General features: G+C 53.3%; 26 protein-coding genes and 2 pseudogenes. 10 read left to right on the top strand and 18 right to left on the bottom strand.

The window, feature by feature from the left end; all coding sequences use genetic code 11:
- Positions 1 to 202: 202 nt before the first annotated feature.
- Both IQ273_RS03815 and IQ273_RS03810 read left to right on the top strand, forming a co-directional pair.
- Positions 203 to 1327 (top strand): hypothetical protein, encoded by a 1125-nt coding sequence (locus IQ273_RS03815; protein WP_194021846.1) that lies wholly within the window; start codon positions 203 to 205, stop codon positions 1325 to 1327.
- Positions 1324 to 1815, top strand: coding sequence for a hypothetical protein (locus IQ273_RS03810; RefSeq protein ID WP_194021845.1), 492 nt, complete (start codon positions 1324 to 1326; stop codon positions 1813 to 1815). Before IQ273_RS03815 ends, IQ273_RS03810 begins: the two co-directional genes overlap by 4 nt.
- A gap of 316 nt (positions 1816 to 2131) precedes the next feature.
- Here IQ273_RS03810 and IQ273_RS03805 read toward each other — a convergent pair whose 3' ends face one another.
- Positions 2132 to 3610 (bottom strand): amidase, encoded by a 1479-nt coding sequence (locus tag IQ273_RS03805; protein WP_194021844.1) that lies wholly within the window; start codon positions 3608 to 3610, stop codon positions 2132 to 2134.
- Positions 3611 to 3699: 89 nt separating this feature from the next.
- Here IQ273_RS03805 and IQ273_RS03800 point away from each other — a divergent pair, with 89 nt between their 5' ends.
- Both IQ273_RS03800 and IQ273_RS03795 read left to right on the top strand, forming a co-directional pair.
- Positions 3700 to 4281, top strand: coding sequence for a TetR/AcrR family transcriptional regulator (locus IQ273_RS03800; RefSeq protein ID WP_194021843.1), 582 nt, complete (start codon positions 3700 to 3702; stop codon positions 4279 to 4281).
- A 370-nt stretch (positions 4282 to 4651) separates the two neighbouring features.
- Positions 4652 to 6610: an ATP-binding protein gene (locus tag IQ273_RS03795; RefSeq protein WP_194021842.1), complete on the top strand. Its 1959-nt coding sequence runs from the start codon at positions 4652 to 4654 to the stop codon at positions 6608 to 6610.
- Between the two features lie 94 nt (positions 6611 to 6704).
- Here IQ273_RS03795 and IQ273_RS03790 read toward each other — a convergent pair whose 3' ends face one another.
- The 3 genes from IQ273_RS03790 to IQ273_RS03780 all read right to left on the bottom strand — a co-directional run bounded on the left by IQ273_RS03790 (position 6705) and on the right by IQ273_RS03780 (position 8215).
- Positions 6705 to 7205, bottom strand: a complete 501-nt coding sequence (locus tag IQ273_RS03790) for an MAPEG family protein (protein ID WP_194021841.1) — start codon at positions 7203 to 7205, stop codon at positions 6705 to 6707.
- Between the two features lie 270 nt (positions 7206 to 7475).
- Complete coding sequence (locus IQ273_RS03785; protein ID WP_194021840.1) at positions 7476 to 7883, bottom strand: nuclear transport factor 2 family protein; 408 nt, start codon at positions 7881 to 7883, stop codon at positions 7476 to 7478.
- Positions 7862 to 8215, bottom strand: coding sequence for a hypothetical protein (locus IQ273_RS03780; protein ID WP_228052293.1), 354 nt, complete (start codon positions 8213 to 8215; stop codon positions 7862 to 7864). Before IQ273_RS03780 ends, IQ273_RS03785 begins: the two co-directional genes overlap by 22 nt.
- Positions 8216 to 8358: 143 nt before the next feature.
- Between IQ273_RS03780 and IQ273_RS03775 the strand changes: the two genes are divergently transcribed.
- Positions 8359 to 9927 (top strand): IS5 family transposase, encoded by a 1569-nt coding sequence (locus IQ273_RS03775; protein WP_228052292.1) that lies wholly within the window; start codon positions 8359 to 8361, stop codon positions 9925 to 9927.
- Positions 9928 to 9965: 38 nt separating this feature from the next.
- Here the strand turns inward: IQ273_RS03775 and IQ273_RS33500 are convergent, their stop codons facing one another.
- The 6 genes from IQ273_RS33500 to psbA form a co-directional block, all read right to left on the bottom strand.
- Positions 9966 to 10118 (bottom strand): hypothetical protein, encoded by a 153-nt coding sequence (locus IQ273_RS33500; protein WP_228052291.1) that lies wholly within the window; start codon positions 10116 to 10118, stop codon positions 9966 to 9968.
- Positions 10119 to 10169: 51 nt separating this feature from the next.
- Positions 10170 to 10400 (bottom strand): hypothetical protein, encoded by a 231-nt coding sequence (locus tag IQ273_RS33495; protein ID WP_228052290.1) that lies wholly within the window; start codon positions 10398 to 10400, stop codon positions 10170 to 10172.
- Between the two features lie 242 nt (positions 10401 to 10642).
- A complete protein-coding gene (locus IQ273_RS03765) occupies positions 10643 to 11173 on the bottom strand; it encodes a hypothetical protein (RefSeq protein ID WP_194021838.1) in 531 nt (176 codons plus the stop codon).
- A 146-nt stretch (positions 11174 to 11319) separates the two neighbouring features.
- Positions 11320 to 11787, bottom strand: a complete 468-nt coding sequence (locus IQ273_RS03760) for a MarR family winged helix-turn-helix transcriptional regulator (RefSeq protein ID WP_194021837.1) — start codon at positions 11785 to 11787, stop codon at positions 11320 to 11322.
- Between the two features lie 133 nt (positions 11788 to 11920).
- Entirely contained in the window at positions 11921 to 12487 is a 567-nt protein-coding gene (locus tag IQ273_RS03755) for a shikimate kinase (protein ID WP_194021836.1), read from the bottom strand.
- Positions 12488 to 12572: 85 nt separating this feature from the next.
- Positions 12573 to 13670, bottom strand: coding sequence for a photosystem II q(b) protein (gene psbA, locus IQ273_RS03750; RefSeq protein WP_194021835.1), 1098 nt, complete (start codon positions 13668 to 13670; stop codon positions 12573 to 12575).
- Positions 13671 to 14101: 431 nt separating this feature from the next.
- Between psbA and IQ273_RS03745 the strand changes: the two genes are divergently transcribed.
- Positions 14102 to 14806, top strand: coding sequence for a TetR/AcrR family transcriptional regulator (locus IQ273_RS03745; protein ID WP_228052289.1), 705 nt, complete (start codon positions 14102 to 14104; stop codon positions 14804 to 14806).
- Between the two features lie 57 nt (positions 14807 to 14863).
- On the opposite strand, the gene IQ273_RS03740 is transcribed toward IQ273_RS03745, so the two are convergent.
- The 3 genes from IQ273_RS03740 to IQ273_RS03730 form a co-directional block, all read right to left on the bottom strand.
- Positions 14864 to 16066: a LanC-like protein gene (locus IQ273_RS03740; protein ID WP_228052288.1), complete on the bottom strand. Its 1203-nt coding sequence runs from the start codon at positions 16064 to 16066 to the stop codon at positions 14864 to 14866.
- An 80-nt stretch (positions 16067 to 16146) separates the two neighbouring features.
- The gene (locus tag IQ273_RS03735; RefSeq protein WP_194021833.1) at positions 16147 to 16623 is read right to left on the bottom strand and encodes an ester cyclase; all 477 of its coding nucleotides are present in this window, start codon (positions 16621 to 16623) and stop codon (positions 16147 to 16149) included.
- 3 nt (positions 16624 to 16626) lie between these two features.
- On the bottom strand, positions 16627 to 17316 hold the full coding sequence (locus tag IQ273_RS03730) for a DJ-1/PfpI family protein (RefSeq protein ID WP_194021832.1): 690 nt from the start codon (positions 17314 to 17316) through the stop codon (positions 16627 to 16629).
- A 96-nt stretch (positions 17317 to 17412) separates the two neighbouring features.
- Between IQ273_RS03730 and IQ273_RS03725 the strand changes: the two genes are divergently transcribed.
- Positions 17413 to 18123, top strand: coding sequence for a LuxR C-terminal-related transcriptional regulator (locus IQ273_RS03725; RefSeq protein ID WP_194021831.1), 711 nt, complete (start codon positions 17413 to 17415; stop codon positions 18121 to 18123).
- Between the two features lie 61 nt (positions 18124 to 18184).
- On the opposite strand, the gene IQ273_RS03720 is transcribed toward IQ273_RS03725, so the two are convergent.
- From IQ273_RS03720 to IQ273_RS03710, 3 genes are all read right to left on the bottom strand, one after another.
- Entirely contained in the window at positions 18185 to 18739 is a 555-nt protein-coding gene (locus IQ273_RS03720; protein ID WP_228052287.1) for a VOC family protein, read from the bottom strand.
- Positions 18740 to 18825: 86 nt separating this feature from the next.
- Entirely contained in the window at positions 18826 to 19650 is an 825-nt protein-coding gene (locus IQ273_RS03715; protein WP_194021829.1) for an aldo/keto reductase, read from the bottom strand.
- A 135-nt stretch (positions 19651 to 19785) separates the two neighbouring features.
- Positions 19786 to 20835 carry an SDR family oxidoreductase gene (locus tag IQ273_RS03710; RefSeq protein ID WP_194021828.1) on the bottom strand — a complete coding sequence of 350 codons (1050 nt, stop codon included), beginning with the start codon at positions 20833 to 20835 and terminating at the stop codon, positions 19786 to 19788.
- Positions 20836 to 20928: 93 nt separating this feature from the next.
- On the opposite strand from IQ273_RS03710, the gene IQ273_RS03705 reads away from it, so the two are divergent.
- Positions 20929 to 21864: a LysR family transcriptional regulator gene (locus IQ273_RS03705; protein WP_194021827.1), complete on the top strand. Its 936-nt coding sequence runs from the start codon at positions 20929 to 20931 to the stop codon at positions 21862 to 21864.
- 90 nt (positions 21865 to 21954) lie between these two features.
- On the opposite strand, the gene IQ273_RS03700 is transcribed toward IQ273_RS03705, so the two are convergent.
- The gene (locus tag IQ273_RS03700) at positions 21955 to 22443 is read right to left on the bottom strand and encodes a hypothetical protein (protein WP_194021826.1); all 489 of its coding nucleotides are present in this window, start codon (positions 22441 to 22443) and stop codon (positions 21955 to 21957) included.
- Positions 22444 to 22487: 44 nt separating this feature from the next.
- Here IQ273_RS03700 and IQ273_RS03695 point away from each other — a divergent pair, with 44 nt between their 5' ends.
- Together IQ273_RS03695 and IQ273_RS03690 are read left to right on the top strand one after the other, a co-directional pair.
- Complete coding sequence (locus tag IQ273_RS03695) at positions 22488 to 23081, top strand: TetR/AcrR family transcriptional regulator (protein ID WP_194021825.1); 594 nt, start codon at positions 22488 to 22490, stop codon at positions 23079 to 23081.
- Between the two features lie 59 nt (positions 23082 to 23140).
- A pseudogene (locus IQ273_RS03690) lies at positions 23141 to 24203 on the top strand (IS630 family transposase).
- Between the two features lie 450 nt (positions 24204 to 24653).
- On the opposite strand, the pseudogene IQ273_RS03685 reads toward IQ273_RS03690, so the two are convergent.
- A pseudogene (locus IQ273_RS03685) lies at positions 24654 to 24944 on the bottom strand (transposase); the annotation flags it as partial.
- Positions 24945 to 25067 lie beyond the last annotated feature (123 nt).

The following is a 25067-nucleotide window of genomic DNA, read 5'->3' as shown; positions in this document are numbered from 1 at the left end:
GGCCTCTCCGCGAAGCCCCCGATAGGGGCGCAGCATCCTGATACACCAAATTGTATTCCAATTAATCAGCATTAAGAGCACCTATCCCAAAAGGTCACATTGCTCTCCGTGAAAATCAGCCCTTTTCGCAAAGTTTCACAAAGTTGCACGGATCTAGCTGAGTTAGTGCTGATAAATAGAACAGTAATTGGGAGATGTTCTTATGAATTCTCATGCTCCGACGCTTTTATTAGCCTGTGACCTGGGTAAGTCTGGCGGCAAGTTCTTCTACAAGCTGCTCCACGGTCAGACCCATGCCCTTTGGATGGAGGCTGAAGTGGCCCAACGCGAAGCCGCTGGGGTCGAATCCATTAGCCCTGGGGGCCGTCCGCAAGATTGTGCTTGGTACAGGAATGGTGAGGTGTTGACGTTTGTGGGCAAAGCGGCCCAGCGATTTCTCGACTACAACAGCTTCAAGGAAGACAAAAGCCTGAAAGCTCCCGAACGGATAGTGGGGACGCTGGGGGCGATCGCAAAAACTGAAGGGCTCCCCAGCCGCTTTGATGCTGTGGTCTGGGTGCTGCTACCCATCAATGAGCTGTTTACCCGTCAGCAGATTGCCTCTCGTTTAACAACCTTGGCTCAGGGGTTCCGATTTCAAGATGAGGTGGAGTACCGAGTCGGTCTAACCCTCAGCTTCCGGCCTGAGGGTTATGGCATCTACGTCCAGCGTAAAGCTCAGCTTCAGCAGACTGGGGTATCTATCGCCCAGCGCACAACCTGGATTGAGATGCTAGGCCACCGCAACGGCACCCAACTCGCCTTTGAGACCGGCACCCTGAACTCAGCCAAATCGACCTCCAAGTTTCCGGGCTTCTGGGAATCCTTTGAGAAGGCGGCTAATGCGGCGGGGGTATCGGTCACGGAGTATGACGTGCTACTGAGGGCGCTGGAGACAGGGCAGGCTCAGCAGTATTCAGTGGCCAAAGGAACGGCGGTTGATTTCTCGACGGCGATCGCCCAGGTTGAGGCGGCATATCTGGCCAGCCTGGAGTCTCACTTTACTGATCACCTGCTGCCCAGTCTGGCGACGGGAAAGGGCGATGTGGTGCTGGCAGGCGGGGCCGCTTACCTAATGCGGGAGCCGTTGCGGCAGTTCTTTGAGGAGCGGGGGTTTGCGTCTCGTCTAACGTTTGCCTGGGAGCATCAAGAAGCGTTAACTCAATTGGTCAAAGCTCAACTACCGGAAGCGGTAGAACTACCCTCGCTGCCGATGCGGATGACCGATGGCTTTGGCCTGTTCCAGGCGCTGCTTGGCGATTTCAATCGACTGCGGGTGGGAGCATGAATCAAAATATTCACCCGAAGCCGGATCGAGTCAAGTTCATCTACAATGCCCAGTTCCCGGCAGCGACAGCAGTCGTGCTGAATTACCTGCTGAACAATTCACATTTCACTGGACGTCAAGGGCGACAGCAGGGGATGGATGCCATGATGGCGTTTTACCGTCCCCTGGCCGAGGAGTTCCACGGTGAGTTGTCAGTCTCGGAGATTCAGGAGATGGCCCGGCACTGTGTGGAGCGCTTGGCGAAGCAGATTGCTGATTTGTGCGATCGCTACCATATTGCCAATCCAGTTACGACTAATTTCAGTGCGCCAGGTCAACTGAGTAGCACTGCTCGCCTGGAAACAATTTTGGAGGAGTTAGTAGCGGTTGTTAGAGGCGGAGAGGCGATTGCGTCTCCATCCCCTACACGAGCACAGATGGATATTGAGCAGGGGGTCGCGATGGATGGTAATGAGCTAGGCGACCTCGGAGACATCCTCAACAATTGAAGGCCTAGCGTCACACCTGGCCCAGATCCCCTGTAACAACAGGAGCCAGTGACAGCAGTGCCTGCGCCATCCCAGGATCTACCCCGGCCAAGCCCATAAAACCTGTTTATGAGCTGACGCTGTAAGAAGTTGCCGATGAGGTGTGGGGAGCAGCTTTAGAGGATACGGCGGCGCATTTGGGGTTGGAATGCGAGCGCCACGACAAACACAAATGGCGCAATGGCGACCACATCATCAGCATCAGCGGCCTGCTCACATAACAACCTATACCCAAACCGAAGAGCGAGAACCCAGAGTGTTGGATGTGCCCGACGCTTTAATAGCTGGGCGGGAGCCGAAATTCACCAACAATACGGTCAAGCTGCTGAGCGATCGCCAACAACTCCATCTCGCGCCATCGTTTCCCCACAATCTGCAATCCAATGGGCAAGCCCGCTTGAGTTTGACCAACGGGAATCACCACGGCAGGATGTCCACTCAGATTGAAGGGCATGGCGTAGGCCCCATTTGCTACGGCATGGGGATAAGGGGTACCGTCAACTTCAACGGCGCTCCAGGCGGGGCGATGGGTAAAGGCGGCCGTTGCTGCCACCGGAGTCAGCCAGACATCCCACGGTTCTAGGGCGGCATCGAGCTGGGCGGTGAAGCGATCGCGCTCGGTCAGCGTTTCAAAATACCCTTTCAAGCTGGGATTCAGCAACTCGGGCAGCAGGCGGCTGAAGTCGCCTAATCGGCGGAGCGTGCGATCGCCCTGGGTTGCTGTGCGCCAGATTTGCGTAAAGCTACGGCGAATGTTGTAGCGATCGACGGGCTGTGCATAAAGGTTGATATAGGCCGCTAGTTTTCCATACAAGTTAAGAATCCGGGAGAGGTCAAAGTCTTGGGGCATCCAGGATTCGATCTGAGCCCCGGCGTTCTCCAGGTTCTGCGCCACGGCGTGCATCCGACTGCGAATTTCCTCGTTAACCAGGACTTCTGGCCACTGATCGATCCAGGCGATTTTGAGCTGCTGCAACTCTTTCCCTGAAGGCACATCCAACGGCACCGGAGGAACCTCAGGGCGGTGATGGTCGGCTCCAGCGATCAGTGAAAAGCACAGCCGAATGTCATCGAGCGATCGCGCAAAACAGCCCACCGTCATCATATGCCTCAGACAGTGGGGCATGCCCGGCACCTCGGGAATGGTGCCAGCTGTGGAAATGCGACGCTCCGTAGGCTTCAGCCCGTACACGCCGCAAAAGTGGGCGGGCTGCCGCACGGACCCGGCGATGTCGTTGCCGAGATCTAGAGGAGAGAGGCCAGCGGCGACGGCAGCTGCACTGCCACCGGAACTGCCGCCAGGGGTGTAGTCCAGATTCCAGGGATTGTTGACGCGGGGGAACAGTGAATTGGTGCTCTGATAGTCGCCTGCCAGTTCCGCCATGTTGGTTTTGCCCAGGATGACGGCTCCAGCATTCCGTAGTCGCGCCACAGCGGTCGCATCGGCCTGCGGCACGTAATCCTTCAAGGGAACGTAGCCTGCAGTGGTACGGAGCCCTGCGGTTTCAAAGATGTCTTTGATGGTGACGGGAACGCCGTGCAGCGGCCCCCAGCTTTCGCCACTGGCCAGGGCTTCGTCGGCTTGTTGGGCACAGGTGAGGGCATTGTCTTCGTCCAGGGTGCAGATGGCGTTCAGCTTGGGGTTGTGTCGAGCAATCTGTGTAAGGTAGGCGTTGAGCACTTCAACGGCGGAGATTTCGCGATCGCGAATCAGCTTTGCCAGTTCATGGGCGGGGCGAAATACCAAATCACTCATGGGTTCATGTCCCTTCAGCGACAGCGCTATCCCTTGCTAAAGTTAATTATATTCACTTTTAGTTAAAGCTGTTAACTAAATATCCTGCCATGGGTCGTCCGCCAAAGGAAAAGTCACTATCCCGGCAGGATGTGATCGCCGCCGCCATCCGCTGTATCGACCAGGAAGGAGCCGATGCCCTGGGGGTGAGTCGGGTAGCGCGATCGCTGGGCATCAAGCCGCCAGCGATCTACAAGCACCTGGAGAGTGGGGCCGCCCTGCAGCAGGAGACAGCCATCGAACTCTGGCGGCAGTACCTAGTGGACTGCGATCGGGTGATGGGCGATCGCGCCATCACCACCGACCTGCTCAAACAGCTCGGCCACTTCACCCGCGACTTTGCTAAAGCCCACCCCGCCCGCTACCAGGTGATGATGCAGGTGCAGCTAATTCCCAGCGATCCGAAAGCGGGAGCCGTAATTCGAGATTTGCTGGGCTTTTTGCAGCGAGCGCTGAGCGCCTATGACCTAACCGAAACGCAGCTCATCGACGTAATGCGGATGTTCAACGCTGCAATTTACGGATTCATCGCGATCGAGCAAAAGGGATTGATGACGCTGGGGCGATCGGTTGATGAGAGCTACAACGTGATGTTGGAGGCGTTGATTAGGGCAATCGGTCATATGCGATGAAATACTTGATAACGAGCTTGACCAGTAGACACTAGTTTCTTAGATCCAACTTGAGCATCTCAATTCAGCCTATCGCAACGGAATTGATATGATATGCTCGTTTTTTTTACCAGTATGTATGGTGCTGCACACTATCCCAGGCAAGTCTAGGGACGCTATCGCTCCGGACACACACAGGATAAAACTCATCTCTATACTAAAAGTCCTAAATCAGAAGGCTCAAACTTATTCATCCTAGCTAGAAATTTTACTGGCCAAACATACAGCCTTAGCTAAATAGGGATTACATAAAAATATACGAATCAGACCACACCTTTAAGGGCTTTATGTCTACCATTATTAAAGCTAGTACAGGGGTTTTGGCCACGCCATGAGTATAGTAGAAGTCCAAGTTAGAGAAGATCACTTACAAAAACTGACATCTTGTTCACCAGTTGCAGCTCTAATTGAATTAATTTGGAACAGTTTAGACGCAGATGCAGTTGATGTCAGAGTTCAAACTAGGGAGAACGAACTAGGTGTACTTGAGCAAATAAGGATAATAGATAATGGTCATGGCCTCTCATTTAGTGATGCTAACGAGGCGTTCAAGAATTTAGGTGGTTCAAGAAAGCGCCATAAGCATCGAACCCCAGGTGGACGAATCTATCATGGCCGGGAGGGTAAAGGTAGGTTCCGTGCCTTCCGATTGGGTGGCTACGTCAAGTGGGACACGGTCTACAAAGATAATCAGCTTAACAAGAGATTTAGCATTGAAGGTAGCAAGGAAAATCTAAAAAGATTCGAGATTAGCGGTGAGCAGGAGACTGAAGCAAGTACAGGAACAACAATTCATATATCTGATATTAATAAGCCTTTTATATTGGAAACTGACAACAATATTCAGAAGATAACTGAAGAATTTGCTTTGTATCTTCGCCAATATACAGATACCAAGATCTGCGTAGCCGGGTCTAACATTAATCCCGCCGACATCGAAGAAGAAGTAAGCGATTATCAACTGGAAATTAAGATCGAAGACAACATTGACTTGATATTCGACTTAACCATAATCGAATGGTCCAAAAATACCAAAAAAACCCTCTATCTTTGCGACAAAGATGGCTTCACGCTACATGAAACTGCAGCAGGAATACAAGCTCCAGGCTTCTCGTTCACTGCATATTTAAAGTCAGATTATATAAGACAGCTTGAGCAAGAAGGGATGTTGCATGTTGAAGACATACATCTCAACTTAAAAAAGATTTTAGATGCTGCTAAAGAAAAAATGCGGGAACACTTTCGCATTAAGACTTCTCAACAAGCAGTTGATCTCGTTCAGAGTTGGAAGGCAGATGAGATCTATCCATACCAGGGGGAACCTGCTTCACCTTTAGAGGATGCTGAAAGACAAATTTTCGATGTTGTAGCACTAAATGTAAACGAGTACCTACCTGATTTTGAGAAATCCTCCTCTCAAAGTAAGAGAATGCAGTTCAAACTTTTAAAGAATGCGATTGAGACTAGTCCTAGCGCAATTCGATCAATCATTGATGATGTTCTGAATCTACCTTATGAAAAACAGGAAGAGTTTGCAGAACTGCTGGGGAAAACATCATTAGAAGCCATGATAAATGCTTCTAGAGTAGTCACTGATAGACTGGAGTTTTTGAAAGGCCTTGAACTGCTAGTCTTTGACAAGGAGTTTAAGAAGAAGACTTTGGAAAGGAAGCAGTTGCATCGAATAGTTGCAAATCATACCTGGATTTTTGGAGAGGAATACAACCTGGCTGCATCTGATCAGACTTTGACTACTGTCTTGAAGCGTCATATTGATATAATTGGTGCCGATAAAGAATTGCTGGACGATGAATCTCCCGTATTAAGAGACGACGGTTCAAGAGGAGTTATCGATCTAATGCTATCTAGAGTTATTCCCCAGCCTGATGCAAATAAAAAACATCACTTGATTATTGAACTCAAAAGACCAAGTGTGCCTATCGGAAATAATGAAGCTGGTCAAATTAAAGATTATGCTGTCGCTATTGCAGCAGACGACCGTTTTCGGGATACAGATACGCGTTGGGATTTTTGGGCTTTATCTGATGACTTGAGTGCTTCTGTAAAGATGGAGGCAAACCAAACGAATCGAGCTCCAGGGCTTATTTTAGACAATGATGAAAAACGTATACGTATATGGGTTAAGACTTGGGGGCAGGTGATTGACTCTTGCCAAGCCAGATTAAGATTCTTTCAAGAAAAGCTGATTTATGCTCCCAATGAAGCTTCAGGCCTAGGATATTTACGCAAGATGCATAATAGTTATCTTCCTAAAGAACTCATGCGGTAAAATGACCCGCCACAATTAAACCCTTCTATAACGAAAACTTAAATAGGTTTTTGCTACATCCAAGTTGAGAATGTTATAAACACACACTTTCTGACTACAGCAGTGCTGCAATACCAGCATAAATACAGGCTCCTGCGCCGACAAGATAGACAAACCAGGTGAGAAAAAAGCCGATCGCCCGACCGATAGAAGGGCCATAGGTAGCGATCACTCCCCAGGCGTGGGCAACTCGTCCTACTGTTAGCGCCATCCCCAGCAGCCACAGTAGCCAGTGGGCAGTTCCCACCACCTCTAGCGCCACTAGGAACAACAGCGCCAGCGGCACATACTCCACAAAATTGCCAAAGGCGCGAATCTTGCGCTGTAGCAAGCCGTCATCCGCCGTTTTGGTTGCCACCGACTTTTGGGTATAGCGTTCGACAAAGGCGGTCCAGGGGTTGGGCTGCTCCAGATAGCTGGGCTGGTCGCTCACCTCTGCCGACGAGGCCCCATGCCAGATGCGGGTGCGGGTGCGCTCCATAACGACGAGATAGGAGAGCACAAAGGCAATCAAACCGCTGAGGCCGATAAACAGGGTTGAAATGGGAATCGCCATAGGTACCTTAAACCCATCAGGGCACGTCTATAGAATAGGGTTTGCCGCCTGCTCGCCAAATGCCCAACTGGGTATAACTCGATGATGCTTGAGCCACTCACTATCCAGATCACCACTGCGCCCCAGCCCAATGCAATTGCGAGCCTGCTTTATGGAATTAACCGGGGCGTGGGCTGGGGCAGCCGCCTGGGGATTTGAGCCGTAGTTGCCCAGTTAAAGGACTGACATCTGCTGGCACTGGCAAGGCCACTTGTAGACGAATGTAGCTTGTCATCCGGCGATCGCGCTAACGCTGCCGCCTGCAATTTGCCAGCCCTTTTCTCCGTTGCGCCAGACCCTTGTGTAGCAATAGTCTCCGGCGAAGGCATCGCCTAAAAACTCGCCTTTCAGGTAAATTTTGGCGGTGGCGAAGGCGAAGTGGTCGCTCCAAACGCGAATGTCCAAAGATTTGGGCACGAATTCATGAAACCGGGTGCCTCCGGTGCGGTGCAGTTCCAGATCCATCTCCTTGGTGGCCAAGTCCCCGGTTGGCCCCACAAACAGCAGATCGTCGGCAACCAGCGCATCTAGCTCGGCCACATCTGAGGCGAGCATGGCGGCATAAAGACGCGCTTCCTGGTTACGAATGTGGGCTTCGATTTCAGTGTTCGTGGGGTTCAATGGGGCGCTGGTGTCCATGGTTGCTGTCTCCACCCAAGTTTTCGCTTTGCCAATGCAGTATCTACCTGAGGCATGTGAATGTCCACTAATTCTGTCGTTTCTCGCACCAGATCTTCAAGCTCACGGGCTGCAACCGGAGGTTCTTGGAGAAACAAGCCTTCGAGGCGAGCCGAAAGGTCTGCGGGGGCGATCGCCATCTGCTCAACAAAGCGCCCCATCCGCTTAAACTGAAAGGCTGAGAAATACAGGCGGTTCAGGCCTGACAAGACCCCCAGAATGTTCTGAGCTGATTCCACCAAAATCTGGTGATACCAGAGGGTGGTATCCCGTCTCGCCAGCTTTTCCTGCATGCCCCACACTGGGATGAAGGTTAAGTAGGGCTTGCTGAAAAAAGCTAAGAGGCTTGTAGGTTGGGGTGTTCAGAGTGGATTCGAGGTGATAAGGTGCAAGGAAAATCGCCCGATAGGGCCAAAACCCTTGCACCTGATTGCCGATGTACCGCCGTCCTAGCCCAGGTCAACTAAGTTTCGAGGACTTCTATTTGCCGTTTGGGGGCAAACTCTCCGGTAAGAATCGCTGGGTGAAACTGGCAGAACTTGTCCCCTGGGAGGCCTTTGAAACGAGTTATGCCGAGCAGTTCAGCGAGAGCCAAGGTGCCCCCGCCAAATCGTTTCGCCTGGCCTTGGGTGCACTGATTATCAAAGAACGGCTGGGGACGACTGACGCCGAGACGGTGGAGCAGATCCGAGAGAACCCGTATTTGCAATACTTTCTGGGATTTCATGAGTACAGCGACCAGGCCCCATTTGAGGCCTCAATGCTGAGCCACTTTCGGCAGCGATTGAGTCTGGAGTTGGTCAATCAAGTGAATGCCCGACTCGTCGAGGACGCATTGGCGGCTGAGCGGGCGACGCCTGCGGTCGAGAATGGCGAGATGGCCGCCGAAAGCCGTGACTTGCAGACCCCGGTTGAGGCGTCATCAGACGCCGAGCCGTCATCTTCAACCGAGTCAGAGGATGAGGATGAGCCACCCATGCCGCCCAATCAGGGCCAACTGATTATCGATGCCAGTGTGACACCGGCTGATATTCACTATCCCACTGACCTGCATCTGCTCAATGTGGCTAGAGCCAGCAGTGAACGCATTCTCGACTATCTCCATAACGCGATAGCGCAACCGGGGATGCGCAAACCCCGCACCTACCGTCAGCAGGCGCGTCGGGCCTATCTCAAGGTGGCTAAACAACGCCGCGCCACTCGACAACAAATCCGTAAGGCTATTGGTCAACAGCTACGCTATCTACGCCGCAACCTGGGCCATATCCGACGACTCGTCGAGGCTGGGGCACCCTTGAGTGTCTTATCGCGGTTTTGGTACCGACGTCTGCTGGTGATTCAGGAGGTCTACCGGCAACAGGGGCATCTCTATCAGCACCGGCAACGGAGTATTGAGCACCGCATTGTCAGTTTGGCTCAGCCCCACGTGCGACCAATTGTTCGAGGCAAAGCCGGTACCCCCGTCGAATTTGGAGCCAAGATCTCGATTAGCTGTGTGTTAGGCTACTGCTCCCTCGACCGGCTCGATTGGGAGGCCTATCACGAAGCCGCTGACTTGCCCCACCAGGTGGAGCAGTACAAGGCTCGCCACGGGTATTACCCTGAATCGGTTCATGCCGACCAAATCTATCGCACCCGGACGAACCGAGCTTGGTGCAAAGAACGTGGCATTCGACTCAGTGGGCCACCCTTGGGGCGGCCTAAGGCCGGGGCTAAGGCTGAGGTTGACCGGCAAGCCCAAGCCGATGCCAAGATTTGCAATGCCGTTGAAGGTAAGTTTGGCCAGGGCAAGCGGCGGTTCTCCCTCGGCCGGGTCATGGCCAAGGTGGCTCGTAGTGCTGAAACCGCTATCGCCATCACCTTTCTGGTGATGAACCTGGAGCGCTGCCTCCAGGCCATGACGCTCTTTTTTGTCCTCATTTTGGCTACCGTTGTCGGGCTAAAAGGGCCTCGCAACTCAGCGCGATCCGATTGGCAACCGCTAGGTTCGCTCAAAGCCGCTTAGCCCTCACCCGCATCTAACGGCTTCGCTACATCGCTTCCTCAAATGCTGACTTTTTCAGCAAGCCCTAAGTAATGCTCCACCATTTTCTGCGCCAGGCCATTGGGGTAGTCAGCGATGCGCGCTTTCCACTGCTGAATCAGCGGTTCGCCATAGAGCGGAATGCCGTTTAAGGTGCCGCTCATGCCTTTCATGATGGGGGAGGTGATGTCGAATGCTTCCAGAATGCTGGCGATTTCTCGCTCTCACTGGGCAATGGTTGCATGGGCAAACTGGCATTCTACCCCGTCGATGCAGAGGGTTTCGCCAACGGCTCCTTCGGTAGGGTTGCCCAAAATTTCAACTAATTCTGCGCCTCGATTGTGCTGACGCGATCGCGCCAGTTCTGCCTCAGTGGGCAATTTGTCGTAGTAGAACATTACGTCGCAGTCGGAATACTCATCGCATAGACCTTCTGCCAGCGAGCCAGTCACCATTACCGCTCTAGTTTTCGGATTGGCCACGTATGGTTTGACACTGCGTTTGACCAAACCCAGCAAGTAGTGTGCTCTATCCTGCATGATCGTTTGGGATGGTTAGAAACAGGGATAAATCAAAAAAATAACGCCTCTCGCAAAGGCAAATGCCATAGAGCCTTCGGTTTGGCTGCGCCTATGCCCCTACCCAAATTCATACCTCAATTCAGCGACGCCAATTTTTTTTGAATCGGGATTTTCTGTTAGCCATCGGTGCTGGCGTTCATTTTAGCCTGAGTAGGGCGTCTGCCCCAGGGCTTGAGTACCGAGATACCAATGATCACCAGCAGCAGAAATGCCTGAATGCCGCCGCCAATGAGCACACCCCTGGCATCGAAGGTGTAGAGGGGGTTCTGGAATGCGGCCAAGCCGTCCTGGGCAGAGATGGCTTCGGCGGTGTTGCCCCAGGGAAACAGCCAGAATGTGCCAAAAATAATCAGTCCGGTGGTCAAAATCCATTTGGTGATCACCCAGTAGAACTTGGTGAAGCCGTAGTTGGTGGTCCAGCACAGAAATGTCGCCGTCAGCACTGAGCCGATCGCCGATGGAATCACGATGTAGTCATCCAGCAGGTTGATAGCCGAGTTGAGGGCATAGAGTGCCCCTGGGCCTGCCGCGTTGGTATTCCGCAGCGACAGCAGAAACATGCTCAAAACTGTGCCCGTCCACAGGGCGGCAAAGCCAATATGGGCCGATAGCAGCCAGTTTTTCTGCCGAATGCTGAGCTTGGGCATCGCTAGTCTCCTTGAAGTATCGCTGTTGTGAGTCGCAGATCCCTGAGCCTGGGAAGCGTTCAGGGGTCGCCCTGAATTTATTCAATATATTAATAGTCAATATATTAAGTATTTGCCGCGATCGCAATCCCTACCCCAGAAAACCATCACAACAGGTTTTGAACTACCTGGTCTAACAGCCGCAAAAGGGTTTCCTGGTCTGGCTTTGAGAGATTTGCCGTGGCTTGCTCGATCACCTCCGCCCCCAGCGGCGGCAGCACCTGCATCAGCTGCCTGCCTTCCTCGGTGAGCCAGATGCGGACAATGCGGCGATCGCTGGGATCCCGCTCGCGGTAGACCAGGTGGCGGCTTTCCATGCGATCGACAACGCCCGTGAGGGTTGCGCCCAGTTGCTTGAGCTTGTCGGCAATGCCCGAGGTGGAGAGGCCATCCTCTTCCCACAGGCAGCACAGCACCAGGTAGTGAAAGGGGGTTAGCCCGTGGGGTTCCAGCCGTTCCTGGAATGCCCGATACATGAGCTGAGAAGTGAGTTTGACTTTGTAGCCCAGGTTATACGGGGCCAGGGCAAATCGCCACTGGGCAAGAAAATCAGCATTGGCAGAAGGCTCGGGCATTCGGGGAGGAGTTGGCTAACGCGCTAATCCTTAGCATGTTAACTATTTTCGGTTCCTTGTATCTACTGAAACCTGTGCCTGCGATCGCCACCGAAATTTCTAGGCTAACAACGCCTGTGGCAGTAAATAATGGCTATGCGACGCCCACCAGTTCCAAAATCTCCCTGCAAGTTTCTTCAGGTGCTTTTGCTTTTGTGTACACCGTAAACTTCGCGAGCCTATAGTTTGAAGAATGTCTCACAAAATGCTCGTTAATATTCAGGCTGCCGTCAGATACATACTGATTTCGCTCATTCAAAATTTGTATTGATTCATCTAAGTCTGGCGAAGGCAATAAAAGGATAATGTTTGAATAAGGCGCTAGAACCTGTTGAATGTCTTGAAATAGGGCATCATCCTCATAAACAGAATGCCCCGCCCCAAAATCAACTACACAGTTTTTGTGTTCCGACAGCAATCTCTTAACTGCGTACGCTTCAAAAGGTTTCCAGTACTGATAGATTCCCCAGAAACCTTCCGTTTGCCGCTTGTGATTAGCTAATTCTTCGTCATAGCCAATCTCTTGATAATAGCTCCATCGATACTCATCCATTGAGCATTGAGGAAGATTCAGCCGGGCCGCCAGCCGTGAGCCAACCGTAGACTTTCCTGTACCAATCGGACCAATGAGAATGATATCTGATGAGTTAGGGCTTGTCATAGGGCTGAATGAATTCCCCTTTGATTGAAGCGTGCGCCCGCGATCGCAGGCGCACAGCAATCATTCTATAAAAACCAGATTCGGACTAGCGAATCACATCCACCTGGCTCAGTGCCACAGGGGTTGCCTCACCAAAAGCCAGATCCAGCGGGAAGTTGTGGGCGTTGCGCTCGTGCATTACCTCCATGCCCAGGTTGGCCCGGTTGATCACATCGGCCCAGGTGGCAATCACTCGCCCTTGAGAATCTAGCACCGACTGGTTGAAGTTAAACCCATTCAGGTTAAACGCCATCGTGCTGATGCCCAGTGCGGTAAACCAGATGCCGATTACTGGCCAGGCCGCCAGCAAAAAGTGCAGGCTGCGGCTGTTGGCGTTGACGCCGAGGATGACCTCATTGGTACGTCCCACCAACCGGCCAAAGTAGCCGTGGGCGGCGATGATGTTGTAGGTTTCTTCTTCCTGACCGAATTTGTAGCCGTAGTTTTGGGACTCGATTTCGGTGGTCTCCCGCACCAAACTGGAGGTCACCAGCGAGCCATGCATGGCGGAGAACAGCGCTCCGCCAAACACTCCGGCCACCCCCAGCATATGGAACGGGTGCATCAGAATGTTGTGCTCGGCCTGAAACACCAGCATGAAATTGAAGGTGCCGGAAATGCCCAGGGGCATGCCGTCCGAAAACGAGCCCTGACCCAGGGGATAGACCAGAAACACCGCCGTCGCCGCCGCCACCGGGGCAGAGTAGGCCACACAGATCCAGGGGCGCATGCCCAGGCGGTAGCTGAGTTCCCACTCGCGGCCCATGTAGGCAAACACCCCCAGCAAAAAGTGAAAGATAACGAGCTGGTAGGGGCCGCCGTTGTAGAGCCATTCATCCAGCGAAGCCGCTTCCCAAACTGGGTAAAAGTGCAGGCCAATGGCGTTAGAGGAAGGCACCACCGCCCCCGAAATGATGTTGTTGCCGTACATCAAGGAGCCTGCCACAGGCTCGCGAATGCCGTCGATATCCACCGGCGGGGCGGCAATGAAGGCAAGGACAAAACAGGTGGTTGCAGTCAGCAGGGTGGGAATCATCAGCACGCCGAACCAGCCCACGTAGAGGCGGTTTTCGGTGCTGACGACCCAGCTGCAAAACTGCTCCCACAGACTGGCGCTGTTGCGCCGCTGCAAGAGAGTTGTCATAGGGATAATCGTAAAAAACAGCAAAATTTGTCTGTTTTAGCCAAACGTCGATTCTTCAGGCGTTCAGAAGCAGTTTTCTACTACTCACAACGCCTGACATTGAGAAGCGGAAGTTGGCTGAAACAGGTGAGCCAGGTGTAACGCCAGAAGCGTCACTAACTAACTTGTTAGTTAATTTAGCGTGAGGACTTCGCCGTGTCAACAATTAACTAACTCGTTAGTTGACTATATTGCTATGTTCAGAATCCGGAATTGCCTCGAAATAAGGCTTGTGAACTCTTCCGATGCCGATCGCTTTCTGATGCAAAACGCTCGCCTGTGGGGTACGGCCCTGGCCCAATGGGTTTGACTTCGGCTAGGCCAAAGGAGGGCCTAACCCACGCTACAGGTCCTGCTGATTTACCGGCTTTAGCGCCTTTCTCCTTTTTCTTTTGCGGTGGTCGCTGGGCTGGGCTGGGCGGTATCCTGAGTGGGTAGATTGGCGGGATGAAGCGACATTGGCGACAAAGGGGCAATCTTCAGTTCGGCAGACCCGAGATGCCGAGGCGACCAAAGCGGAAATTTTGGCGGCGGCAGAAGAGGAGTTCGCCCGCTTCGGGTTTGCAGGGGCCAAAACGGATGCGATCGCGGCCCGCACCGGCGTCACCAAGGCCATGATCTACTACTACTTTGGCAGTAAAGACGAGCTGTACAAGGCGGTGCTAGAACGACCCGCCGCCGATTTTGCCAACGCCTTTGCAGACCTAGACCTGGAGCACCTGCCCCCGGAAGAGGCGCTGAAGACCGTGATTCGAGTAGCGATCGCCCACGAAATGAGCCATCCCTACTACGGTCGAATATTGCTGCACGAGGCGATGGAGAACCAGGGGAAGTACTTTCACCTGACCGGGTGGGATAACCCCATCAATCGGGTGGTAGCGCTCGTGGAGCGGGGCATTGAAGATGGCAGGTTTCGTCCGGTCGATCCCTGGCTGGTGGTGAACCACACGATGGGGATTTGCACGTTTTACTTCAATGCTCAGCCCAATATGCGAAACGTGCGGCCTGAATTTGAGTGGTTTACGCCGGAGGCGATCGAGCGGTTTACTGAATCTGCGATCGCCCTAGTGCTGGCAGGTATTAAAGCCGACGCTTAGCAGACATTCCATTAATCTGCCAGGTTTGCTTTTCCCTGGTCGCCGGTCACAACAGGCTCAAAACACATCGATAGTGGGAAATTTTGCCTGGGCCTGGAGGCAGTCCCAGAGGTAAACGGCCAGCCCCAAATCCCCTGTCCACAGCGGGTAGCGCAGCTGTCGGTAGAGCTGTTGCGAGAGCCGGTACTGCTCGATCGCCTCCATAGCAAAGACTCTGGCGCGATCGAGCCACATCTCATCGCCCGTGCGCACAAACAGCTTCAGAAAGGCATAGCCATTGCCGCCCGTGCCGTGGCACAGGTTCGAGCCCTTTCGCAGCGGCCCTGCCTGCCAGGTGAGTTCGCCCCCCTGCTCCAGCATGCGATCGAACTGGCCGTTCACTCCCAAGGGAAGAATGGCCAGCGCTGTCACCATACCCGGTGCGCCGTGGCAGTACTGCACCAGCATCGGCTTTTGGCCCAGCGTTTCAGGGTCGTAAACCGCTGGCCAGTTGGCCATGCCATCCTCCGTTTGGGCTGTCTGCACCAGCGTGGTCATCGCTTTGGTCGCGATGTCTTGAAACGCATTCTCGCTCAGTAAAGATTGCCCAACCAGCAGCGGCGTCAGGTTGCTGGCAAACCCATGCACCGGCCCCAACCACTGCTGCTGACTGCCGTACAGGTCAATCGTCCACAGGTAGCCCGCACCCTCAACGGGTTGCCACTCCTGCAACAGTTGGTCGGCCTGGGCTTGGAAAACATCTTGCCACCGCGGTTCCTGGGTCCACTGGTGCATGAAATAGGCCGCCAGCATAGAACCCGCAATGCCCCACATCAGCTCTCGAATGGGCTGAGTGTCATTTTTGTGAATCGCCTGAAAGAGCTGATCAGCGGTCTCTTCGGAAGGAGTCAGCTTGTACTGCAACAACAGCAGCGGCAGTTCGCCGAACAGGTACGACGACTGCTCGGGATAGGGGCTGAATTTAGGGTAGCGCTGGCGGTTTTGTTCCAGAGTGGCATTCAGGTGAGCGGCGGCATCAAAGGTGGTGTCGATCGCCCCCACAGTTTGCAAATAATCGATCGCCCAGAGCACCCCGGCTTTGCCAAAGTACAGATCGCTGCCGAATGACTGATCGTCCAGGGGGTGTCCGGCCAGTAGCGGGCTGCTTTGGAGTTGGGAGATGGTTTCGGATGCGATCACAGCAATGGCCCGGCGCGCCTCGTCGGCATCCCATGCCATTGGGACGAGAGGATAGTGTCGATTGGGATCAAACAGAGCCATGTCCTATCCGTCCCACGTCTGAAACAATCTCCGCAGCAAACCGTGGCAACCCCATCGGCACTACTCGAAAGAATTCTACGCTAACTCTGGGGAGATGTTTTGAACAGCTTAGCGGCAGTATTCTTCAGAACCGGGAGCAACAACTTCGGCCCCGGCAGAAAGACAATCCCCAACTGCTGCATCAGCCCCAGGGCATCCCCCTGGCCCCAGTGCTCCACAATTTGACCATTCTCAACCCGATCGATATGCATAATGGCCAGGCTGATGGGCTTGCCTGTGGGTGGAAGCCCCTGAAAGTTTCCACTGTGGATAGCGGTAAACGTGCCGCAGGTCACCACGTTGTCATCAGCCACAATTACCTGATCAAAGCAGTGTTTCCCTTGACTGAAGGCCATGTAAAACGACAGACCAAACTGCTGGAACCGCGCCTTATCCAGCGGCGCAGGCATTCCCGCCAAGTGGCCAACAAAGTTAGGGGCTAACAGGTCTACGGCCTGCTCAATCTGGCGATCGTCGAAGGCCTGGTAGAACTGAAGCACAATGTCCTGGTTAGTCATTGATTACACCTTTAGCTGGGCTGCTGTGGCCTGGGTTTGCGCCCAAAAGGCATCCACCAAAGGCTTACCTACCTGGAGCAACGCTTCCATAACCTCCTCGCCTGCGGTTTCAGGGGTGCCTGCGTCAAACGGTGGCTCAGGAGTATATTCCATCATCAGCTGAGCCATTTTGGCAATTTGCTCACCGCAGAGCAAACTCAAAAGTGCAAGCCCAAAATCGATGCCGGAGGTGACGCCAGCGCCAGTGATGCGGTTTCGGTCAATCACCACCCGCTGCGGCACAACTTCTACGCCAAGGGCAGCAAGCTGATCGCGAAAAGCCCAGTGACAGGTAGCTTTGTAACCTTGCAATAGCCCCGCCGCGGCCAGAATCATCGAGCCCGTGCAAACGCTGGTGACATACTGGGCGGTGGCACTCTGCTGTTTGAGAAAATTCAAAATTTCCGAGTCTTTCATTGCCTCCACCTGATCCATGCCACCGCCGGGCACGCAGATCACATCCAGGGGCGGGCAAGTCTCCAGAGTGACGGTGGGGGTTAGGGTCACCCCTTCGTTGCTGACAATAGGGGTCAGGGTCTTCCCAATCAGATGGACGTCGGTATTGTGTGGAAAGGCCAGCACCTGATAGGCCCCCATCACATCCAGTTGAATCACGCTGGGATAAATGAGAAAGCCAATCTGAATCTTGTCCATTTTTTGTCGTTGTCTGAAATTGTTGAGCGTGGAACGATTGTAGGTAGTGCTTCTAGCCCTGGATAGTCCTCAACTGGGTACTCTTTCGGCAATTCTATGGTGAACTCTCTGCATTCGTTGTTTCACAGCATCGCCACTGCCTCCACTGAGCAGGCCCTGCGCCATCGCTTAATGGATGGTCTCAGCGAACCGTTTGGTGTGCAGCGCTGGGGCATTTACCTGCTGGATGAACACCAGAACCTGGCCGGATTCGACGTCGTAGGTGTTTCGGATGCCTTTGTGGAAAGGTACGAGAAGCTGGGCAGAGCAGTCGATCCAGTCATGTGCTACGTGATGGCAAACCACGCCCCAGCTCACGAAGAATTAGTAGTGCCGCAGGGCCAGTGGAAGCACACCGCTCTCTATCAATGGTGCTGTTCGGAATATGACCATGAGCACATCATGACCGGGCCACTTGTGGGGCGGGGGCAGCTCGTCGGGACAATTCACTTCGCCCGTGTCGGTGAAACTCCGGCGTTTGGCCCAATGGATTTAGCGAATTTGGGAGCGGTGTGCAGCCACGTGTCGGCCTGTTTGGCGGAGCTGCGGCGATCGCCCTCCTTCCTATCCGATTCACTCACGAAACGGCTCACCCCCCGAGAGCGACAAATCGCCAGTCTGGTAGCTCAAGGCCTGACCAATGCTGAAATCGGCGCGGAGCTGTGGATTACGCAAAACTCAGTTAAGCAGGCGTTGAAGCGAATGTTCCGCAAGCTAGAGGTGACGGCCCGGACGGAAATGGTGGCAAAACTACAGGATCGGCTCTGAAATGGACCCTATAAGCCTATTGGATAGGTGATGGATGTCCTTGAGGCTCCAGTCAAGACAGCTACTGCACAGTGCCATGGTTTTCATAGGCAGATAGCGGTGTCAGAAACTCAATGTAGTTGCCGTTGTTGTCCTGAATGAAAATTAACCTGCGCCCAGCGTCTGGAAAGCTCGTAGGCGGCACAACCAGTGGCACGCCTCGGGCAACTAGTTCTGCTGCGACAGCATCCACATCAGCCGCAAGGAAGGCCAGATGGCCAAAGCCGCGATCGCTTAAAGCGGTTACCAAATCAGCCGGGATTTGCTCCGCTTGAAAAGCATTGGGTGTGCTAACGACCTCAATGATGAAGCCATTGAGTTGTAAATAGGCGAGCTGTACGTCGGCGAACTCAGGCACCGTCCATTCTTGAAGAATTTGAAAGCCAAGCTTGTCACGATACCAGGCAATTGTGCCGTCATAATCGCCAGTCGAAATCATGACATGCTCCGCCCGAATCTGAGCCAGTGGATCAGGCCTTTGATGATCGGTGGAAATCGACTCAGCCGTGAACTGAGGTTCAGGACTGTTGGCTAAAGTAGCCGTAGGATAGGCTGTTGCCAAGGCAGCCAGCGCCATGGAAGCCAAAAGTGTTGGTCTAATACGTTGATTAATCACGGTGGTTTCCTTATCTAGAGATCGATCAGGGAACAGACTGATAGGCGTCAGGCCGTTAGCTGGTTGGCCGTTTCAGCTTCGATGACGTCCCAGGTTGCCATGTTTTCTTCCAGATGAGCGATGGACGTTGTACCGGGAATCACGATGATGTTGGGTGAGCGGCGCAGGAGCCAGGCCAGGGCTGTTCGAGTCGGCAAGGCTGCCCCCTGACGCATCGGGTGTGCCCCTAACGGCCCGTAGGGGATGAACGCAATACCGCGCTCAGCGGTGAAGTCTACAAGCGCATCCTGCTGCTGCTCTGCCAGGTTGAAACGGTTTTGCACTGAGGCAATGGGTGCGATCGCCAGTGCCCGCTCTAGCTGTGTCTGGTCAACATTGGAAAGGCCAATAAAGCGAATCTTGCCAGCCACCTGTGCCGTTCGGAGGGCAGCAACCGATTCCTCGATCGGAACCTGCGGATCGACTCGATGTAGCTGGAACAGATCAATGCGCTCAACCTTCAGATTGGTCAAGGCTTCGTCGATCTGCTGGGTCAGGGTAGCGGGGGAACCGTCAACCACAATGCGATCGGGAGCAGCCTTGTCAATGCCGCCTTTAGTCGCAATCACCACCTGATCGGCATGGGGAAACAGCGCTTCGCCGACGAGTTTGTCAGCCCATTGGGGACCGTAGGCTCTGGCTGAATCAAACAAATTCACCCCGAGTTCGACCGCTCGTTGTAGTAGTTCGACTCCCTGCTGCCACTGCGGATAAGGACCAAAATTGCCGGGTTGCCCGGTCAGCCGCATGGCCCCATAGCCGAGACGATTGACTTCAAGTTCACCGCCGAGTTGAAATGTCTTCTGGGGTGCAGTTTGTAATGAAGCATTCATGATTTGGTTTTCTCCATAAGTGTTGAGTTTGTACTTTGAGATAGCTCCTGGCCTGCTGTGAGTAAAGCCAGCAATAAAAACGGCGGTTTAGCCAGAGCATTATGCAAGTCGATGATTTTCCACTTGGGTTCTCAGTTAGGGAATGATGTGGCGATCGCGGAATCTCTGAAACAGCGGCATGAACATCGTTTCGCTGTCTACAACCTGGTGAAATCCAGCTTGCTGAACTTTAGTCGCACTCAGCAGCACATCCCAGTTGCAGTGAAAGAGAAAATCACCCAACGGCCAGATTGCTAGCTCTTGCAGTGAATGAGCTTCGAGCCCATATCTTTCGACGATGCGTTTCCACAGAGGCTCTTTGTCGGCCATCACCTCGACTAACGAAATGTCTTGAGGCGGGGCGTACTCCATGTCAAAGAATTTGGCGAACTGCGGCCAGAGGTTTGACCAGCGAAACGCATCGCCGTTGGTCAGGTTAAACGCTTCATCCGCCGCTCCAGGGGAGGTTGCCGCCCACGTCATCGCCTCTGCTAGCAGGCCAGCATCCGTTACCTGAACAAGGGTATCATAGGCCGCTTGCATACCCGGAAAACGTAGCGGTAGTCCAAGTTCTTTGGAGATAGTCGCATACACTGCGATCAGTAACGGCAAGCTTGGAATACCGACAATCTCGCTACAGAAGGCTTCTGCTCGCAAAGCAGTCCAACTCCAATTTTTGTCAGCGCTTCTAGCCGTCAAAAAGTCTTCCTGGTCAAAGTAAAAGTTTGGCGGCATGTGACGCGGGTCTGATTCTTTCGCAGGGGTCTTGAATGGTCCCAACTGCCTGCCATACACCTTGCCGCCTTGAATCAGTACGACGCGCTCCAGTAGAGGCGCGATCGGCTCCACCGTTTCTATTACATTGGTCAGCATGGCTAGATTTTCTGCCACCGGGCCTGAGAACGTTGGCCCTCCATAGAAAGCGGTGTAGAAGATATGGGTGATGTCAGTCAGTTCTCCCAGCTTGGCCTGCGCATCATCCTGGTTGAGCAAATCTACCGAGATGAAATGAGCATTACTTTTGAAGCTGGGTTTGCGTCTAGAAAGACCTACAATTTCCCACTCACCCAATTCAGACAAATACTGAATTAGATTCTGGCCAATGCCGCCTGAGGCACCAACAACAAGTGCTTTTTTCTGGCTCATCTTTAACTCCTTAGCTGCGTCTGAATCCACTATTGCAGCATCGCCAGATATTTGGTAGACGAGTGGCAAAAATATCTGTTATTCTCTTCACGTATGAGCAAGTCTTTAGATCGCCTAACCCTACTGCAAACGTTCGTGCGGATTGCGGATGCTGGCAGCATCAGTGCGGCAGCGCGAGACTTGGGCTTGTCTCAGCCGTCCGTCAGTCGTCAGCTAGCCGAATTGGAGTCGCGATTCAACGCTCAACTGATGCAACGCACTACCCATGATTTGTCACTCACACCCGTTGGAGCCGAACTGCTGGCGGATGCTCGACGCCTGCTCGACAGCTGGGAGGCTTTGGAGGAGAAGCATTTAGAGACAGAAGACGCGCTACGCGGCAAGCTCAAAGTCGTCGCTCCCATAGCTTTAGGGCAGCTTTACCTAGCGGATACTGCCTTTCAGTTTCAAAAACAACATCCCCTCCTATCCTTGTCCTGGCAGCTGGAAGACCGCAATATCCGCTTTGCTGAAGTCGGCTGTGACTGCTGGATTAAGATCGGCTCCGTCCCCGATGAGTCACTCACCATAGAACCGTTGGGGCAAGTGGAGCGTCTAATGGTGGCGGCACCTGAATTGCTAGAGGTCTATCATCAACCTAAGTCACCTGGTGATCTAGAGATATGGCCTTGTGTGGCCCTTGAACCCTTCGAAGGTGGGCGTATTCCTCTATCTAAGTCATCAGGTAAGACGATCGTGGTGTCACCCTCAGTACGGCTGGTGACGAATAACATCTTCGCCCTGCACCGAGCGGTGCTAGCAGGTTTGGGTATTGCCGTATTGCCGCGCTGGTTCATCGAAGAGGACTTAAATCATGGACGACTCATCGACCTGTTGCCCCAGTGGCGCGCACCAAAATTGCCGATTCATGTGGCGTCCCTGTCAAAGTCGTACCAACCCCGTCGGCTACAGAGCTTTCTAGAAATTCTGAGAACAGAAATTCCTAATTTGCCGGGAGTTGAGCCGCCAGTTGGGATGAACCCCTCTTGAAGTACCTGCTAGGCTGTCCTAACGCGCGTAACTGCGACGGTTCGTAGAATGAGTGGAGACGTCTGACTTATGGGCTGGTTGCCGCATGAATTATTTCATCAACGGTAGCAAATCAAATTCTTGGCGAATCTCCAGCAGCAGGCGATCGAGCAAGGGCTCAAACTCCAGAAATGGAAGCAGTTTCGAGCGATCGCGGGTCTTGAGCCAAATCGGAATCAGCTCCAAAATTACCCCCGGCAGCACCCTCAAAATGGAGCTGTACAACCAGAGCGTTCCCTTATCTTTAATCATGTCGGCGTACATCAAATCCACAGCCGGGGAATTTTTCATCTCCAGATAGGTTTGAAACGTGCACTCACTCGTCCACCAGAACAGCGGCAGAATTTTTAGCTCGTCGTGCATGCCCGTGTCGCAGCCGTAGATCACATGGCCAACATCGTGGGCGCGCAGGATCTGGGCAAAGTCCGGCGGTTGCGAGGCTGGGTCAGTAATGTGGGGATTAAGGGCATAGTATTCCGCCAACCCTTCTCGCAGGGTTTGGGTGCTGCCCTTATCGATATAGAGAGGACTCTGGCTCATAGATATTTCGATACGATACTGTTTCGTAAATTATAATACCTGCTATGACTGATGCCCAAAAAAAATCCCCAGGACGACCCCGCAGTGCCGCTGCTCACCAAAAGATGTTGAAGGCGGCGCTGGAACTGTTGGCAGAAGTGGGTTTTGAGGCGATGAGTATTGAGGCGATCGCCTCCCGCGCCGGGGTCGGCAAAACCACCATCTACCGTCGCTACAGCGGCAAAGAAGAACTGGTGGCCGATGCGATCGAAAGCCTGCGAGAAGAGGTGGTGATTCCCGATAACGGCAGTCTCTGGGCGGATATGGAGGCGCTGATCGAAAACGCCGCCCAGATTTCGCTGACCCCGCTGGGACGACAAACCGTGGCGATGATTATCAGCAGTGCGGCCAGCAATTCAAATTTTGCTCAGATTTACTGGGACAAGTATCTCCAGCCTCGCCGAGAAGCCTTTGCCGTTGTCATTGAGCGGGCAAAAGCTCGACAGGAGATGACCGCAGATTTAGATCCGGGGCTGGTGTTCGACACCATGAGCGGCATCATGCTGTATGCGCTGATCTTTCCTCCTGCTTCAGAGCCCTGGAACGCCTATGTTCGTCGTGCTCTGAATTTGCTATTAACGTCAGCATCAGAGACTTGACGAGTAAGTAGGGGGTTTGAATTAAACGTAAGATAAGAGGGTAGCCAGAAAGCCCCCTTATGCCCGCCCCATTGCGCATCAGTTTGACCGAGGAAGAAGATCGCACGTTAAGCGAACTGCGGCAAGCTCAGACGGTTCCTCATCGGACCCGAGACCGGGCACACATGCTGCGCTTGAATGCCCAAGGTCTAAACGTCCCGGCTATCGCTGAGATCTTTCAGTGTCAACAGCAGACCGTCAGAGCAACGTTACGCCGCTGGGAGAACGATGGCTTGGGCGGGTTATGGGAAGCCCCTGGGCGCGGTGCGAAACCCAAGTGGCAGCCGTCAGATCTAGCCTATTTGACGGCGTGTTTGGATGACGAGTCGCGCACCTACAACAGCGCACAATTAGCTCAAAAGCTCAAGCAAGAGCGTTTAGTGGACTTGAGCAGCGACCGACTGCGACGATTGCTCAAAAAAAAGATATCGGTGGAAACGGACCCGACACAGCCATAAACGGAAGCAAGACCCGCTCAAAAAAGCCCTCAAGCAGGCCGACCTAGAGACTCTGGTGCTGGCGGCTGAGGAGGGTCTAGTCGATATCAAATACCTCGATGAAGCTGGGTTTTGCCTCTGGAGTCTGGTCAGCTACAGCTATAGTCCCATTGGCGAGCAGAAGAGCATGGAGCAAACGCCGACTCGCCATGGCCGTCGGATTAGTATCTTGGGATTATGGCAACCCGGAGAAGGGTTCGAGTATGCCCTCTCTCAAGGCGGCTTTAAGGGGCAGAGCTATATCCAGGTCATGGATTGGGTGGCTCAGAAGGCCTCACAGACCTTGGCTCAGACGGGACGCATTACCGTGATTGTGCAGGATAACGGCTCACTTCACACCAGTTGCTTGGTTCGGCAGCAGTGGCCTCGGTGGCAGGAGCAGGGTCTGTTCATCTTCTTTTTACCGCCCTACTGCTCAGAGATGAATCCGATTGAAACTCAATGGCGGCAGCTAAAATGTCACGAGATATCTGGCCAGATGTTTGATAACGAATATGACCTGGCCATAACCGTCATTGAGGGTATGGAGACGCGCAGTCAAGCTGGAGATTACCTACTGGAACGTTTTATGTTTAATTGCGCCTAGCTACTTATCAGCATGATTTGACTACTAAACGGTGAACGCCTCTCGACTGAATCATTAGGTAGTGAGCTAAGATCCACTGATAATATATCTGTTCTTAACTCACTTCCACCTCATCAAGTCAAAGATCATGCCCTTACCTGGAGGAGAAGCCGATAAACTCGGCAACCGATATGAAGGTCGATGGACTGTTTTCAACATGATTGATGTCATGGAAGAGAAAGCAGATTCCATAAGACTAGAGCAGCCTGGAGAAGATGCTTTCGAGTTTTTCGTTTCTCGAGATGGTAGAACAGAGTGTCATCAGGTTAAACGGCAGAGAAGCGGTCGTGGAAGTTGGACTTTGAGCGCTTTAGAAACTAACCAGATAAAGGTTCTCTCAGGGGTTTGGCAAAGCGTAACTAGTCACAGCAACAAGAGAGGCGTAATGAGAAAGCCTCCAGAGACGCAGGATTAACCCGGTAAAAGAGCTGGGGGCGAGCACCCTGATGAAGCGATGAGTTCAAAGAGGTGGTCGACGGCGTTTTTACCCTGACGGCGCATGGATTCGAGAAAACTGAACATCATGGCCACGAGATGAGCGCCCCAATCGCTGCGAGCACCACCCGTGACTTTGCGATGAATTACCACGGGGCGTAGCCCCCGTTCAGCGTCATTGTTGTCTGGGTTGACCTCAGGCTGGGACAGAAAGGTGAACCAGTCTGCCCAATGCCTGCGGAACCGGTTCGCTAGCCCCTGGGTATCAAATGTCAAGTACATAGAGGTGACGCGACAGCTAGATTGGCGGATTGCAGGGTCTGAGAGAAGGTCAGCACCCCCGTTCATGAGCGCTGTAGCAGTGGTCGCCTTTCGAAGAACGACTGCACG

This window comes from Nodosilinea sp. LEGE 07298, assembly GCF_015207265.1.
Classification (GTDB): domain Bacteria; phylum Cyanobacteriota; class Cyanobacteriia; order Phormidesmidales; family Phormidesmidaceae; genus Nodosilinea.
The sequence above is the reverse complement of the archived record's forward strand: the minus strand, read 5'-3'. Positions and strand labels throughout refer to the sequence as shown.